1 protein-coding gene is annotated in these 229 nt (G+C 57.2%); it reads right to left on the bottom strand.

Annotated features, from left to right (window positions below):
- Window positions 1-229, bottom strand: a 229-nt coding sequence (locus GIR22_RS25905) for an RHS domain-containing protein (protein ID WP_178122478.1), incomplete at both ends; no start/stop codon positions are given.

The following is a 229-nucleotide window of genomic DNA, read 5'->3' as shown; positions in this document are numbered from 1 at the left end:
GCCTTGTACGTTGCCTGCCAGACAATTTGGCCTTTGGCGTCAGTCAATTCCAGCGGCGTGCCGATCTGGTCGGTGTGGAAATAGTAGAGTTTCTGGTCCTCGCCTTCGATTTGGTCGACTCTCGCCAACGGCGCGTAGCTGCCCGGCTCGTAAATGTAGAGACTGCTCTGCCCCGGCGTCTCTTCACGCAACATGCGCAGGCCTTGCCAGAGGAAGTTTTTGTGTTCGG

Source organism: Pseudomonas karstica (assembly GCF_009707515.1).
GTDB lineage: Bacteria > Pseudomonadota > Gammaproteobacteria > Pseudomonadales > Pseudomonadaceae > Aquipseudomonas > Aquipseudomonas karstica.
Note: the sequence above shows the minus strand (reverse complement) of the source record. Positions and strands in the feature narration are given on the sequence as shown.